The following is a 13,739-nucleotide window of genomic DNA, read 5'->3' as shown; positions in this document are numbered from 1 at the left end:
CGCCGCGCCTCGACACACACGCCGCGCCGCGTGGCACGCTGACCCCCGTGGATCCGTGATCGTCGAGGAGGTTGACCACGTGGCGCAGCAACAACCGGCGGAGACTGCCGGTGCCCCGGACATCCGCGCCGAGGAGAACCGGCTGCGCAAGGACCTCGGATTCTGGGGTCTGACCGCGATCGGCTTCTCCAACATCCTCGGCTCGGGCTGGCTCTTCGCCGCCATGTACGCCGCCCAGACCGCAGGACCCGCCGCGCTGCTCTCCTGGATCGCGGCCGGTCTGCTCTGCGCGCTTGTGGCCCTGGTCATGGTCGAACTCGGCGCCACCAGGCCGGAAGGCGGCGGCACGGTCCGCTGGCCGCTGTATGCGAACGGCCGCCTTGTCGGTACGGTCGTCGGCTGGTCCGTCATGCTCTCCGTGGGCGGCACCGCGGCCGAGATCAGCGCGATCATGCAGTACGCCGCCCACTACGTGCCGGGCCTCTACGACGACGGCAGCCTCACCGCGTCGGGTCTGGGCGTCGCCACCGCACTGAGCGTGCTGCTCACCGCACTGAACTGGTTCGCGGTGCGGATGTTCGCACGTATGAACAACCTCGTGACGGTGTTCAAGGTCGTCGTCCCGGTGCTCACCGTGGTCGCCCTGTTCCTTTCCGGCACCCACTCGGGCCGCCTCACGGACCACGGCGGCTTCGCCCCGTACGGCTATGCGGCCTGCCTCACCGCACTCGCGGGCGGCGGCATCGTGTACTCCGTGAACGGGTTCCAGGCCCCACTGGACTTCTCCGGAGAAGCCCGCAATCCACGCCGCAACGTACCCGCCGCCGTCCTCACGGGAATCGGCCTCGCGGTGCTCGTCTACCTCGGGCTCCAACTCGCCTTCCTCTACACGGTGCCCGACTCACTGCTCGCGCACGGCTGGCAGGGCGTCAACTTCGAGTCGCCGTTCGGTCAGCTCGCCCTGGTCCTCAACCTGCACTGGCTCGCCACACTGCTCTACGCCGACGCGGTGGTGTCCCCGGGCGGCTCCGCCTACGTGGGCGTCGCGATCGATGCCCGCCACACCTACGCCCTCTCGAAGAACGGCCTGCTGCCCCGGTTCTTCATGCGCATCGATCCCCGCTCCGGCATCGCGCGCCGCGCCCTGGTCCTCAACCTCGCGGTCATCATCGTGTTCATGCTGCCGTTCGGCGGCTGGCAGGACATCGTGAGCGTGATGGGGGACATGTACCTGATCATCTACGCCGCCTCAGCGGTGGCCGTGGCGTCCTTCCGGGCCCACGACCGGGAGCGTGGCGTGCCGCCGGCGGACGGCCGCATGCCGGGGGTGCACTGGATCGCGCCGGTCAGTTTCGCCGTGGCGACCGAGTTCATCTACTGGTCGGGCTGGGACGACCTGCGGCTCGCCCTGCCTCTCGTCCTTGCCGGTGTCCCGCTGTTCCTGCTGCAGCGGCGCAGGACGGCAGGCAGTCCCCCGGCCGAGGAACTGCGTCAGGGTGCCTGGCTCGTGTTCCATCTGGCGGCGCTCGCCCTGTTGTCGTGGCTCGGCACGTTCGGTGGCTCCGGGCATCTGCCCGCGCCGTACGACTCGGTCGTGGTGGGCGTCGTCGCCTTCGCGGTCTTCGGGTGGGCGGTGCGTTCCGGCGCCGCCCACCTCCGCATGAACCCCGCTCACTGAGCCGACTGCGCTTGTTCCGCCCAGGCTCGGGCGAACCGTTCGTGAACGGGGGTCGGGACGGCGACCGCTGCGGCGTCTGTGGCGTCGTCCGCCGGGGCGGGCGGCGCGGGGCGGGGAGCCTTGGCGGCAATGAGCTCCTTGCGGACGGCGCGGTGGTGGTCGAGGGTCCAGGTGTTCCAGCGGCGGATCGTGCGGTCGGCCGGGCGGTCGAGGGCGTGCAGCTGGAGGTGGAGGGCCGCCGCGTCGCGGCCCACGCCGAGCGCCGCCGCGGCCTCTTCCACCAGGGCCGGGACGCTGAACAGCGGGTTGGTCTCGTACTGGCCCGGCGGGACCGGGGTGGCGGCGGACCGGTCCGCCAGTCGGCGCAGGGCGGTACGGAGACCGGCGGGGGCGTCGTCCGTGAGCCGGTCGACGAGGGCGCGGGCGCCTGCCGTGGCCGGGTCGCCGACCGGGCGTTCCGTGAGCGCCCACGTGACGGCGGTCGCGGCGGCCCGTACCCCGTCGGCGTCCAGGGGCTCCGGGGCGCGGCCGGTGAGCAGGGCGGTGGCCCAGCTCTCGGGGAGGCCGCGGTCCGCGGCGAGGGCTGCGGCATGGCTGCCGTCGTCGGCGTACGAGCCGGAATCGAGGAGTCCGGCCCAGGCGGCCGCCATCCGGTCCGCGGCGGCGGTCATGCCGCCGGGTGCCCACAGTTCGGCCGGGTCCGAGGGCAGGGCTGCCGCGAGCACGGCGCACCGGCCGACCGGGCCGAGCCGCCCCTGAAGCCTTTCGTACGCCCACACGGTGTCCTGGTCCGCCTTGTACGGCTTGGTGCGGAGCAGCTTGCGGTGCTCGTCGTAGTCGTCTCTGCCGGGGAATCCGTCGAGGACCAGGGCGGCGACCGGGCGCGGCACTCCGGTGCGCCAGCGGAACAGGTCCACGGCCTCCGCCGGCACCGGCAGCGGTCCGTGCTCGGCGAGCAGGGCCAGCAGGCGGGACAGCCGGGTGGTGTCGTCGCCGGTGATGGTGTGGGTCTCGCACTCCTCGGCGTCGGCGGGCGCCGGGTCGGCGGCGCGGTGGAGGAAGGGGGCGAGGCCGCTGCGGACCCGGCCGGAAGCGATCAGGGCGCCGCCTGCGCGGAGTTCGGCGATCCCCCGCTCGGGGGCGCGGCCGGTACGCCAGCCGCTCCCGGCCTCAGCGAACGGCTGTCGGCTCCACACCCCGAGCAGGGCGGTGAGTGCCTGCCGCTCCGCGTCGGGGGTGGCGGCGGTGGCAACGCGCCAGGCCACCGCGTCGATCCGGCCGGTCAGCACCGCCCACTCGGGCGGGATGGCGGGCAGGGCCAGCACCCGGACCTCGTCCTCGATCTCGCCGCGCAGATACCTGCCGTCGGCGGCGACCGCGGTGAGGAGCGCGGGCTGGGGCTGCGGCGGCTGCGCATCGTAGGAACGCACTTCGGGCAGCAGGCCGCGCAGGGCAGGGGCGAGACGGGTGTCGGGTGCCGGGTCGGGCAGGTCGACGACCGGCCCGGACCGCATGACGGCGACCCGGTGGGACAGTTCCCTGCGGCGGCGCAGTACGTCAGCGGCGAGCCGGGCGGCGCGGTCGACGCCGTCCCGGATCCGCGGGTTGGTCACGCCGGGCAGGCGGTGGAGCGCGCCCTCGCCGCTCCCGGGGTGCAGTAGCTGGCGCAGGTCGGGGTCGGCAACGGCCCGCAGGGCTTTGGACGATGCCTCGTCGCGGGGGACGAGGAAGTGCCAATAGGCGGGCGGCGGCATCGGCCCGGCCTGCTCGCCGAGGGTGGCGCGCTTCGGGGCGCGGTCCCGGCTGCCGGGGAAGCCCCGGACCTGCCAGAGCAGGGAGTTGTCCGCGGCGGCGTGGCTGCGGACGGTGGTCTCGCCGGTCATGACGGCGTCCTCCCCGCCGAGCGGCAGGGCGAGGATGCCCCAGGGGCGGCGGCCCCAGCGGCTGCTGCGGTAGGAGGCGGTGCGGCCGTCGATGGTTTCCAGCACGAATGCGCGGGGCGAAGGCCCGTCGTACGGCGTGCGGTAGTGGACCCGGCAGCCGGTGAGTCGCCCGTCCTGGCCCAGCGGTGAGGGCGGGGCGCCCGGCGGCAGCGCGGCGAGGATCCGGTGGTCGGCGTAGGGCCGGGTGCCGGGCGGAGTTTCGGAGGGCCGGTGGAATGCGGGCAGGCTGCGGTCGTCGGTGGGAGTACCCGCGTCCCGGTCGAAGCGGGCCCAGCCGTTCCGGCGTTCGCCGAACACCTCGGAGCTCCACAGCGCGTGGCCGTCGTACATCTGGAAGTCGCGGTGGCCGACGCCCTCGCGGCCACCGGGGCGCAGGACCCGCTCGCCGTCGAAGCGCCCACCGCCGTCAGGGGTTTCGAACTGATAGCCGAGACCGCCCTGGATGCTGCCGCCGTAGGGGGAAAGGCCGAACGTCTCCTCCGGTTCGAAGGTCTCGCCGGGACGGTCGGACCAGTAGGCGCTGTGGAGCGGCCGGTCGGCCTCGGCCTCGGCCTCGACCCACGCGACGAGGAACCGCCCGCCCACCCAGTGCACGGTGTGGGAGCGGGAGGCGTCGGGCAGCTCCAGGGTGTGATCGCCACGCCGACCTGTGTGGTCGACCGCTATGGCACGCGCTTCCCCGTACACGGTGAGCACCGGCCAGGTGCAGGTGACGTGCACGGTCTCGTCCGGACGGAACTCGGCAAGGGCCTGCTCCAGCGCGGGCCAGCCCAACTCCTCGGGCAGTCCCGCGCGCAGCGTGCGGGTCAGCGGGCCCATGAGGTCGAGGGCGTCGAGGGCTTCCTCGATGCCGTCCAGGGCGATGGCGGTGGGCCTGTCGAGGAGGTCGCGCAGTTCGTCGACGGCTTCGTCGGCGGCGGCGAGGCCACCGCCCCGCAGGGCGTCGAGCAGCTTCTCGATCCGGGTGTGCACCTCGGCGGCGACGCCCGGATTGTGCGGGAGTCGGCTGATGGCGGTGCCGGTGCGGGCCCCGGAGCCGGAGCGGGGCCCGGCGTGCACGGTGCCCTCCAGACGGGGCCCGAACACCGGGTCGGCGGCGAGCGCCTTGAGGTCCCGCTGCGAGCGCCCGTCCCAGAACTGCAGGGGGACGGCGATGCCGGGGTCCTCTACGGAGATGCCCTCGGCGAGGCAGAGGTCGAGCAGGTCCGCGTCCAGGTGCTGCCACCGGTAGCGGTCCTCGTGCAGCCGGACCGGGGTGCCCGCGGCCCGCAGCAGCGGCGCGAACCGGCCCACCAGGTCGAGGAGTTCGGTCGGCATGGGCTGGCCCGTCACCCCGCCACCGGCGACACGGCGGTGCGAGTACTCGGCGGAATAGCGGCGCAGCCAGTCGCCGAGGCCGCCCTCGGGGGCGATCCGGCCGGTCGCCGCGGCGTCGGCGGCGCCGCAGCGGATGAGCAGCCGCAACCAGGCGGCCGCGTGGTTCTTCGACTCCGGGAACAGGTCGAGCAGCGCGGTGGCCTGATCGTCCGTCGGCGGGTGCGCGGCGAGCGGTCCGGCGGCGGCGTCGAGCAGCCGGTCGGGCACAGCCTTGCCCCGGGCCGCGGCCAGCAGCTCGCCCAGCACCCGGGCCTCCTCCTCGGCGCCGAGGCCTGCGGCGCGGGCCGAGTCGCGGACCCGGCGGGCCAGGTCGGCGGGAAGCTCGCCCGGCGACGCCGCCCAGACGGCCAGCAGCCGGCCGAACTCACGGTGCGCCGCACCGGGTTCGAGAATTCCGGCCAACCAGATGCGGTGCCCGCTGAGTTCGGTGGCGGGCAGGGCGCCGAACCGGGCGAACAGCAGCACGTTCGCCCGCCGCCAGTCGGCATCGACGTGCAGCCCGTGGTCGCGTTCGGCAGCACGCGCCTGGCCGTAGGCGCGAGCGGCCGAGCGGCGGTGCGTCTCCAACAGCCAGTGGCCGACGGTGTCCCAGAACCAGGGCAACTGGTCCGTCGGCAGACCTCGGGCCAGCCGCTCCATGTCGTCCACGAACCGGCCGGGCTTCTCCCAGGCACGCCCCCGCTTCCGGTCGGCCTCGTCGAGCACGGCGCGCGCGGTGGCCTCGGCGCCCGGAGCACGGGTGCGCGCCCAGTCGGCATACGTCTCGGAGATGCGGTGATTGGCCGGGAGCGGGACGGGAGCGTCGGTGCGGCTGGTCATGCCCCGATCGTGCCAGTCGGCACTGACAGAGCTGCCGCGGCTCCGACTTCACACGCGAGGCGCCCCGCCCGTACCGCTCCACAGGGTGGTGCCCGCTGCCATGATGGCGACCATGACGCTCACCGCCCCTCGTCGCATGTTCGAGCTCTTGGAGCCGATCTGCCTCGTCACCTTCTTCGCCGACGAGTGCAACGAGGAGCTGGCGGCCCTGGGCCACCGCACCTACTGGGACGGCTACTTCGCCAGCCGCGCCGCGCCGCTGGGGCGGGTCCCTGCGCAGGTCGTGCACGCGGCCTTCTACAACTTCGCCGACGGGGAGGCCGCGCGGCACATCCCGAGCGCGTGGGAGACGATCCCGCCCGAGGCGTCCGTCGCCGCACGGGAGCGGGGCAGCGCCGCCTCCGTACGGCGGATCCTCGGCGCCGGGCTGGCGGACTCCCCCGGCTTGGTGCGCGCCGCGGACCTGACCACCAAAGCCGCGACGAGCGCGCCCACGGAAGGCCGCGTGATGTACGCCGGGATGCGCACCCTTCCCGTGCCGAGCGACCCGGTCGCCCGGCTGTGGCATTCCGCGACCATGCTGCGCGAGCACCGCGGTGACGGGCACATCGCCGCTCTCGTCGGCGCGCGCATCGGCGGCACGGAGGCCCACGTGCTCAGCGCACTGGATCTCGGCATCCACCCGCCGGAGTCGTTCGGCCGCATCCACCACCTGCCGAAGGAACGGCTGGCCGCGGTCATGGACGGCTTGCGCGAGCGCGGCCTCGTCGACGCCGAAGGCCGGTTCACCGAGGCAGGCCGTGAGACCAAGCAACGCATCGAAACCTTGACCGACGAGCTCGCCGCCGCGCCGTACGAGGCACTCTCTCCCACCGAGCTCGACGAGCTGGCCACCGAGCTCGAACCCATCGCCGCGGCGCTGGTGGCCGCGGGGGCCCAGTGACGTCCGTCCGAGCCGGTGCCGCCACGGACGGACCACTGCACGCCTATGGCTGTCCTACTGACGGGTCAGTACGGTGCTGCGCAACCCCCCTTGCCCACAGGAGAGTTGGGAGAGCCGCATGATGTCAGCGCTACGCAGACGACCAGTAGCCGCCGGTGCCGTCCTCGCGGTGGCAGTGCTCGGGCTGCCCGGATCCGCCGCCGCGCAGAGCGCGAACGCGTCGGTCGGCACTCCGGACGCGCGCCCCTCGGCCCCGCCCGCACCGCTGACCGCCGAGAAGACCCCCGGCGCCGGGAAGCACCAGAAGGACGAGCACCGCGCGCCGGACCGGAGAAAGCCGGGGAAGAAACCAGGGAAGAAGACCGCCCCCGGCAAGATCCTCAGCTCGCAGCCGTCCTCGTTCCAGTACACCCCGGGCCAGCCCACCCCCACCAAAGCCTGGAAGATCACCTACCGGTCGACCTCGGCGAACGGGCGGCCCAACGCCGTCTCCGGCACCGTGATCGTCCCCGACGACGGCAAGACCGCGCCGCGCCCGCTGATCACCTATGCCGTCGGCACGGTCGGCCTCGGCGACAAGTGCGCTCCGTCCGCCGGTTTCCCGGGCGGTACGACCACCGAGGCGCCGCTCGTCAATGCCGCACTCGTACGCGGCTACGCGGTCGTCGTCACGGACTACGAGGGACTCGGCACGCCCGGCGACCACACCTACATGGTCGCCAAAGCGCAGGGCACCGCGGTACTCGACGCGGCGCGCGCGGCCCAACGGCACCCCGAAGCAGCGAAGTACGGAGTCTCGGCCAAGGCACCCGTCGGCATCATGGGCTATTCACAGGGCGGCGGCGCCAGCGCGAAGGCCGCCGAGATGGCCGCGACGTACGCCCCTGAGCTGAAGGTCAAGGGCACGGCGAGCGGTGGCGTGCCCGCCGATCTCGCCAAGGTCGCCGACTCGCTCGAGGGCGGGGACAGCGCCGGCTATCTGCTGATGTCCGCCGTCGGACAGAACGCCGCCAACCCGGCCCTCCACCTCGACAAGTACCTCAACGCCGAGGGTCGCAAGCTCGCCGCCGTGGTCCGCAGCGAGTGCATCGGGACGGTCCTGGAAGCCGGGCGCGGCAAGAAGATCGAGGACGTGACCACGTCCAACCCGCTGGAGCGGCCGGACTGGCAACGGGCCATCGCCGGACAGCTGATCGGGACCGTGCGGCCATCGGCGCCGACATTCCTCTACCACGGGGACGCCGACGAGACGATCCCCTACGCGGTCGGGCAGAAGCTACGGGCCGACTGGTGCGCGAAGGGCAACGCCGTGGAGTGGACGACCTTCGCCGGGCAGTCCCACGTCGGGACGGCGATCCAGGGCAACAGCCCGGCACTGGAGTGGCTCGGCCAACGCTTCGCGGGCCGGCCCACCTCCGGCAACTGCGGCACCTGAGCCCCGGACGACCGAAGGGCCGCATCAGATTTCTCTGATGCGGCCCTCTGATCTGCGACTCTTACGAGTCGGGACGACAGGATTTGAACCTGCGACCCCTTGACCCCCAGGAGTGAGGACCATAGGAATTACCTGCACATATCAGGCAGAACTAGGATGCAGAACGTGCGTCCCCGCGCGTGCTGTGCAGGTGCGCGAGCACCGTGTGGTCCCCAACGGGTCCCCAAGGCAATGACGCAGACCAGAGGGCTCAACCTCTCGGGGAGGATCCCGATACCAGCCCGACGTCTCAGGAGATCTCGTCCCGACGGGCCCTCTCGACCCTGCGTTTAAGGTCTCTGATGGCCTCGTGCCAACGCCAGGAATCGCTGGTGTACCAGCCTTCTTCGTCGATCGGCTGCCAGTCCGCCAGTTCCTCCAACTGTGAGACCACCGTGTCGGCATCGCCGTGACGCCTACCCCGGTCAAGTTGACCTGTGATGGCGTGGAGTCGGTGGGCGGCACGGTAGAACGAGACCTGGGTGTCGGTCAGCCTGCGTACGGCGTAACCCCCACACTTGCCGCACCAGTCGAAGTCGTCTCTCGCAAGCAGTTCAGTGACGGTCAATAGATCGTCGTTGGCAGCGACACCGCGTTCCCTGGCGTGACGGCACAGGGGTGAGTGGCCCTTTCCTTCGGTCTGCGGGTCCGCGTTCGTAGTGTAGATCTGGGCTACTGCCAAAGGCCCCAGCGGAAGACCGCTACCTCGGTGCCACCTGTCACCACCGGGTTGCTTGAAGGGCGCGAGGTCCAGCCGGTCGCTCGCGAGCGTCCCCTCCCATACGGCCAAGGGCAGCATCCGCTCTCTGCCTGCGTCGAGGGTTCGCAGATCGTGCACCCCTCGCGTCAAGGCGAGCAGGCGTAGGTTGCGTGCCCGATGGGCGTCGAAGTAGGTGCGGCGAAGGGTCTGACGCGCGCCGTCGGTGCCCCCGAACTCTTCGCCGAAGTGCAGATCATGAGCGTCACTGCAACCACCCGTCCAGTGGCTTCCGCTCGCCTCGGGCTCGGACCTGGCGGTCTGAGCCCACGTTCCGATCAGGCTCTCCGGAAGATCGGATGCACCCGCGACGAGAACTCCGCTCCACCCCTGCCCAAGCCTCCTCTCCACCACGTCAAGAGGCAGGACTTCGACTCCGCCGCTCACCGAGATGACGATGTAGAGCTCGTCAGAACTGCGAGTGAAGGTCCGCAGTGCGCGGATGTGTTCGGCAGTGACAGGTTGCCGGTCGAAGACCGGGGTGTCGTCGAAGACCCCGGGGCGGATTGCACTCGGCCGATCAGCTGGGGTACGACTAGGTTCGATTGCATCGGCCTCTTCGCGGGGCGGTTCGCACGCCACGTCGCTGGACGGGGCGTGCAGCCTTTCCGCGATGAGCGCAGGAACGTCAAGCGTGAGCGTACGGCGCCCCCAGTCCGCGCCCACGACCCACGTGGCCACGACACCCTGCGTCCACGAATCCAGCCCTTCGAGCAGTCCTCCCCGCCCCCCTCGTGCCGTCTCCTCAGTGGCCTCGGGCAGGCGCGCGGAGACCTGCTGCGTCGACTTGCCGTCAGCCGATGCAGCCAGAGCTCGAGCCTGGGCCTCCCAGGAGTCGATCAGACGTGCCGCCCCGGCCAGCGCTTCGTCATGACCCTTCCGGTTGCTGCGGATGTCCTGCACAAGATAGTGAGACATGTACGAGCGAGCCGGAGGCCCCACCCAGCTACTCTCGGCCGCGCGCTGCCACCGACGCCACAGTGCGTTCAGCGCCGTGGACACCTTCTCGCTACTGCCCAATACGGCGAAGGCCGGATCCTCTCCGGAAAGCCGGGGCGGCTCCATCGTTGCCGCCGCCGCAGCCACGAGCAGTCCCGCCGACTCGACGAACAGGGCCACCTGAGCGCGCAAGGTCTCCAGGAACTCCGCCTTCGCTCCCAACGCCCGCTGCGACCAGTCCTCAAGCCAAGGGAAGGAAGCGAGGATGGACTGAGCCTGGTGCAGGCTCTCCGCCGCGCCGTGCCAGTAGGAGAAGACCAGCCCCTGCAGACGCTCCGCGTCCTCGCGCACGTCCTCCCCGTCGTCATCCGTCGCGGCCGAATCCGAACGCAGGACTTCAGCGGCAGCTTCTACCTCTTCCTGTGTCCAGCACTCGTCCTCGTCAGGTTCGGTGTAGGACTGCAGCTGATGGAGCAGGCCCACTCCCCCGAGCGCCCGGAGGAACATCCCCAACGCGGTCGTCGGCCGTACCCATGATCCCCACTCCGTACAGCGAGAGCACAGCCGCCCCATTACCGCCGCGTCCAAACCGACCTGTGCGGTCTTCACGTCAGACGCACGAAGCTGCCCACATGCTCTGGCAACGTGCAGCCTGGCGTTTTTCCCTCGGGCCGAGTACACCGTGATCGGCGTACCCTCAAACGGTCCGAGCGGCACATCAGCCAACAAGTATTCCTGCATGAACCTCCCCCAATCCTCCGCTTCGCCAGCTTAGAGCCGAGGACTGACACACCTCGCTGCATACCCGGAACTCGGGTCTCTCGCCACCGAGGTCAGAGCCGTTGGCACTCAACTCGCTTCCTCCACAGACGCCCAAACAGCACGGAAATGCGTGCACGTGGCACTGGTCCCCAGGTGTGGTCCCCAAGCGATGGCACACGCAAGGCAGACAAGGCCGACCGCGATGGGACCGACTGTCAGCGTGCATTGGACAGCTGGATAGGGTCGCAGTGGCCGAGCTGGAGAGGCAATTGCATGGCCCACGAGATTGTGATCGCGCAGACAACCAGCGACGACGAAGATCAGGCGAAGGCGCTGGGCTTCGGCTCGGGCATGACCTGCTGGCGGCGGCTGGCCGCCTGGAACGAGGCCGGTGTCTGGGACCAACTGCACGTCGTCCTGCTGGAGAAGCTGCACGCGAAGAACCAGCTCGACTGGTCGCGGGCGGTGATCGACACCTCGCACGTCCGGGCCGCCCGACTGGGCCCAAAAGCGGCCCCAGCCCGGTCGACCGCGCACGGCCGGGCAGCAAGCACTACCTCGTCACCGACGGCCAGGGCATCCCCCTCGCCATCACGCTGACCGGCGGGAACCGCAACGATGTCACCCAACTGCTGCCCCTGCTCGACAAGATCCCGGCCATCGCGGGCCGGGTCGGCAGACCGCGCCAGCGCCCCGACGCGCTGCTGGCCGACCGCGGCTACGACCACGACACGTACCGCCGTCTGCTCTGGCAGCGCGGAATCCGACCCGTGATCGCGAAACGAGGTGAGCCGCACGGCACCGGCCTGGGCATCTTCCGCTACGTCGTCGAGCGCACCATCGCCTGGCTGCACGGCTTTCGCCACCTGCGCATCCGCTGGGAACGACGCGACGACATCCACGAAGCCTTCCTCGGGCTAGCGGTCTGCCGCCCTCTGCCCGCGCATCACTATCCACCGACTGGACGACAACAGGTCTGCGGCCGCAGCCGACGCTTCACACGTGTTCGTCAAGAAGCACACCCGCATCGCAATCGACTGGCCGGTCGTCCCCTCCACCGCGGCCCTGCTCACCAACGATGACGGCCGGTACCTGCTCCACCTGCGCTCGGCGAACAAACCGATCTGGCGTCCGGGGCAGTGGGCGCTGCTCGGTGGCAACACCGAGAAGGGCGAGTCCTGCGAGGCGGCCATCGCCCGGGAACTCCACGAGGAGATCGGGCTCGCCGTCCCGGATCTGACCGGCTTCGTCACCCTGGACACCCTGGATGCGCGCGGGGCCTTCATGAATCGCGTGCGTGTCTACCACGGCACGCTGAACACCCCCGCGCACGAGATCAACCTCCGCGAGGGCATCCAGCTCCGCTGGACCCGCATCGACGAAATCGACGAAATGGCCATGGACCCAGGCGCCGTCGCGGTCCTGCACGCCCACCGCAACACGCTGCCGCCCGCAGGCCACCGGGACGCGGCGCTTCCCGTGGTGGAAGTCCGCGAGCCGCGTGACCAGCGCAGCCGCAGCATCGTCGGCGCCCACCTGGTCCTCATCCGCGACGGCTCCGTCCTGTTGGGCAAACGCCACCCGGACAGCGCCTTCGCCCCCTCGACCTGGCACCTTCTGGCCGTTCATTAGGCAAGTCGATTGTCGGGTGAAGGGCTGTCGGGCTCTGCGACGGAGATCTTCAGCCGACTGTTGTCGCAGTCAGCGGCTGTCGGATATCCCGTGCGCCGATACATCCTGGCGATGGCTGCGCACTGAAGTGCCATGGACAGCGCCATGGCCAGGCAGATGCCGGGCAGCCCCGAACCCGACAGGTTGTATGCAAGCGTGAGTTGGAGTGCCACGCCGCATGAGGTGATCCGCGCGAGGGCCGGGCTGCCGCCGCTGCCCTCGAACACCCCGCCCAGCGCGATGAAGCAAGCGAGAAGCACCAAGTACGGCCCCAGGAAGCGCAGATAGAGTGCCCCCGCCTCGGCCACCTCTCCCTCACTACCGAAGGCCCGCATGATCCACGGCCCGGCGGCGAGCAGTGTCAGGAGAGCCGTGAACCCTAGCGATCCGGCGAGGAGCAACACCTGTCGTCCGATGGCCCGCCGTTCGTCGCGTCCGGCACCGAGCAGATGGGCGGTGTGGATGGCGGCAGCCTGGCGTATCGCGTAGAAGCCCATGGTCGCGATGTACATCGCCTTTGTCGCGGTCCCATACGCGGCGACCTCGCTGACGCCGATCCGGGCGACGATCGCGACGAGTGCAAGCGCCCCGGCCATCCGTACGACGAAGTCGGCGGACATGGGAAGCCCGGTCGCAGCCGTCCTGCGCGCATCTGAACTGAGCGAACCGGCCCGGTTCGGGGCCGCCCGGGCCGCCTGTCGCAGTACGCCGTTGCGGTGCAGCGCCACGAAACCGCAAATGAGCGCGATCGTCCGGCCCAACACTGTGGCGATCGCCGCCCCACGCACCCCGAGGTCGAATCCCAGGATGAACAAGGGATCCAGCCCGAGAATCAGTCCGTTCGCGAGGATCGCGAGCTTCATCGGGGCGCGGGTATCGCCCGCACCTTTGAGGATGCCGTCGACGACATTGGTAGCGAAGAACACCGCGATCCCTGGCAGTGCGATCGAGAAATAGCCAGTGGTGAGGGGCAGCGAGTCGCCGCCGCTGCCGCCGAGTACGAGGTGGGCGAGCGGTTCGCGGCACAGGTATCCACCGATAGCGACCAAGGGTGTGACGAGCGCCCACAGGACCCATCCGCCGCGCACGGCGGAGCGCATCGCTGCCGGATCCTCCGCTCCTCTGGCTCGTGCGACGAGCACAGTCGTGCCCGAGCCGGCGACGAGGATGATGCCGAGCAGCAGGTTCTCGACATTCGTGGCGACAGCCACCGCGGCGACGGCGTCACCACCGAGCCGCGCCACCCAGACCATGTTGATGATCCCGGCCGTGACCCCCGCTAGAAGCTCGAAGTAGACCGGATACGCGAGCGACACCAGCCTGTGCCGGTGTTCTGCTGCCCCCATGACTACACCCCTCTTTTCGTTATACCTCTA

Annotated in this window: 7 protein-coding genes and 1 pseudogene; 5 read left to right on the top strand and 3 right to left on the bottom strand. The window is 70.7% G+C overall.

Features of this window, described 5'->3' with window-relative positions; genetic code table 11:
* Positions 1–79 precede the first annotated feature (79 nt).
* The gene (locus tag ABZV77_RS23045) at positions 80–1,678 is read left to right on the top strand and encodes an APC family permease (protein WP_356259806.1); all 1,599 of its coding nucleotides are present in this window, start codon (positions 80–82) and stop codon (positions 1,676–1,678) included.
* On the opposite strand, the gene ABZV77_RS23040 is transcribed toward ABZV77_RS23045, so the two are convergent.
* On the bottom strand, positions 1,672–5,817 hold the full coding sequence (locus ABZV77_RS23040) for a hypothetical protein (protein ID WP_356259803.1): 4,146 nt from the start codon (positions 5,815–5,817) through the stop codon (positions 1,672–1,674). The two genes, ABZV77_RS23045 and ABZV77_RS23040, sit on opposite strands and share 7 nt — an antisense overlap.
* Before the next feature lie 112 nt (positions 5,818–5,929).
* Between ABZV77_RS23040 and ABZV77_RS23035 the strand changes: the two genes are divergently transcribed.
* Together ABZV77_RS23035 and ABZV77_RS23030 are read left to right on the top strand one after the other, a co-directional pair.
* Positions 5,930–6,760: a MarR family transcriptional regulator gene (locus tag ABZV77_RS23035; protein ID WP_356259800.1), complete on the top strand. Its 831-nt coding sequence runs from the start codon at positions 5,930–5,932 to the stop codon at positions 6,758–6,760.
* A gap of 118 nt (positions 6,761–6,878) precedes the next feature.
* Positions 6,879–8,195 (top strand): lipase family protein, encoded by a 1,317-nt coding sequence (locus ABZV77_RS23030; protein WP_356259797.1) that lies wholly within the window; start codon positions 6,879–6,881, stop codon positions 8,193–8,195.
* A 289-nt stretch (positions 8,196–8,484) separates the two neighbouring features.
* Here the strand turns inward: ABZV77_RS23030 and ABZV77_RS23025 are convergent, their stop codons facing one another.
* Positions 8,485–10,671 (bottom strand): hypothetical protein, encoded by a 2,187-nt coding sequence (locus tag ABZV77_RS23025; RefSeq protein WP_356259794.1) that lies wholly within the window; start codon positions 10,669–10,671, stop codon positions 8,485–8,487.
* Positions 10,672–11,025: 354 nt separating this feature from the next.
* Between ABZV77_RS23025 and ABZV77_RS23020 the strand changes: the two are divergent.
* Both ABZV77_RS23020 and ABZV77_RS23015 read left to right on the top strand, forming a co-directional pair.
* A pseudogene (locus ABZV77_RS23020) lies at positions 11,026–11,612 on the top strand (IS5 family transposase); the annotation flags it as partial.
* Positions 11,613–11,694: 82 nt separating this feature from the next.
* Positions 11,695–12,324 (top strand): NUDIX domain-containing protein, encoded by a 630-nt coding sequence (locus ABZV77_RS23015; protein ID WP_356259791.1) that lies wholly within the window; start codon positions 11,695–11,697, stop codon positions 12,322–12,324.
* Here ABZV77_RS23015 and ABZV77_RS23010 read toward each other — a convergent pair.
* Positions 12,321–13,709 (bottom strand): MATE family efflux transporter, encoded by a 1,389-nt coding sequence (locus tag ABZV77_RS23010; protein ID WP_356259789.1) that lies wholly within the window; start codon positions 13,707–13,709, stop codon positions 12,321–12,323. The genes ABZV77_RS23015 and ABZV77_RS23010 overlap by 4 nt on opposite strands.
* Positions 13,710–13,739: the final 30 nt, after the last annotated feature.

It is taken from the genome of Streptomyces sp. NPDC004732, from assembly GCF_040609235.1.
Lineage (GTDB): Bacteria > Actinomycetota > Actinomycetes > Streptomycetales > Streptomycetaceae > Streptomyces.
Note: the sequence above shows the minus strand (reverse complement) of the source record. Positions and strands in the feature narration are given on the sequence as shown.

What these genes read in the sequence shown, in the direction of transcription:
- ABZV77_RS23030 (WP_356259797.1), top strand. Translation starts at nt 6,879, where the DNA reads ATGATGTCAGCGCTACGCAGACGACCAGTAGCCGCCGGTGCCGTCCTC.
- ABZV77_RS23035 (WP_356259800.1), top strand. Translation starts at nt 5,930, where the DNA reads ATGACGCTCACCGCCCCTCGTCGCATGTTCGAGCTCTTGGAGCCGATC.
- ABZV77_RS23025 (WP_356259794.1), bottom strand. Translation starts at nt 10,671, where the DNA reads ATGCAGGAATACTTGTTGGCTGATGTGCCGCTCGGACCGTTTGAGGGT.
- ABZV77_RS23010 (WP_356259789.1), bottom strand. Translation starts at nt 13,709, where the DNA reads ATGGGGGCAGCAGAACACCGGCACAGGCTGGTGTCGCTCGCGTATCCG.
- ABZV77_RS23040 (WP_356259803.1), bottom strand. Translation starts at nt 5,817, where the DNA reads ATGACCAGCCGCACCGACGCTCCCGTCCCGCTCCCGGCCAATCACCGC.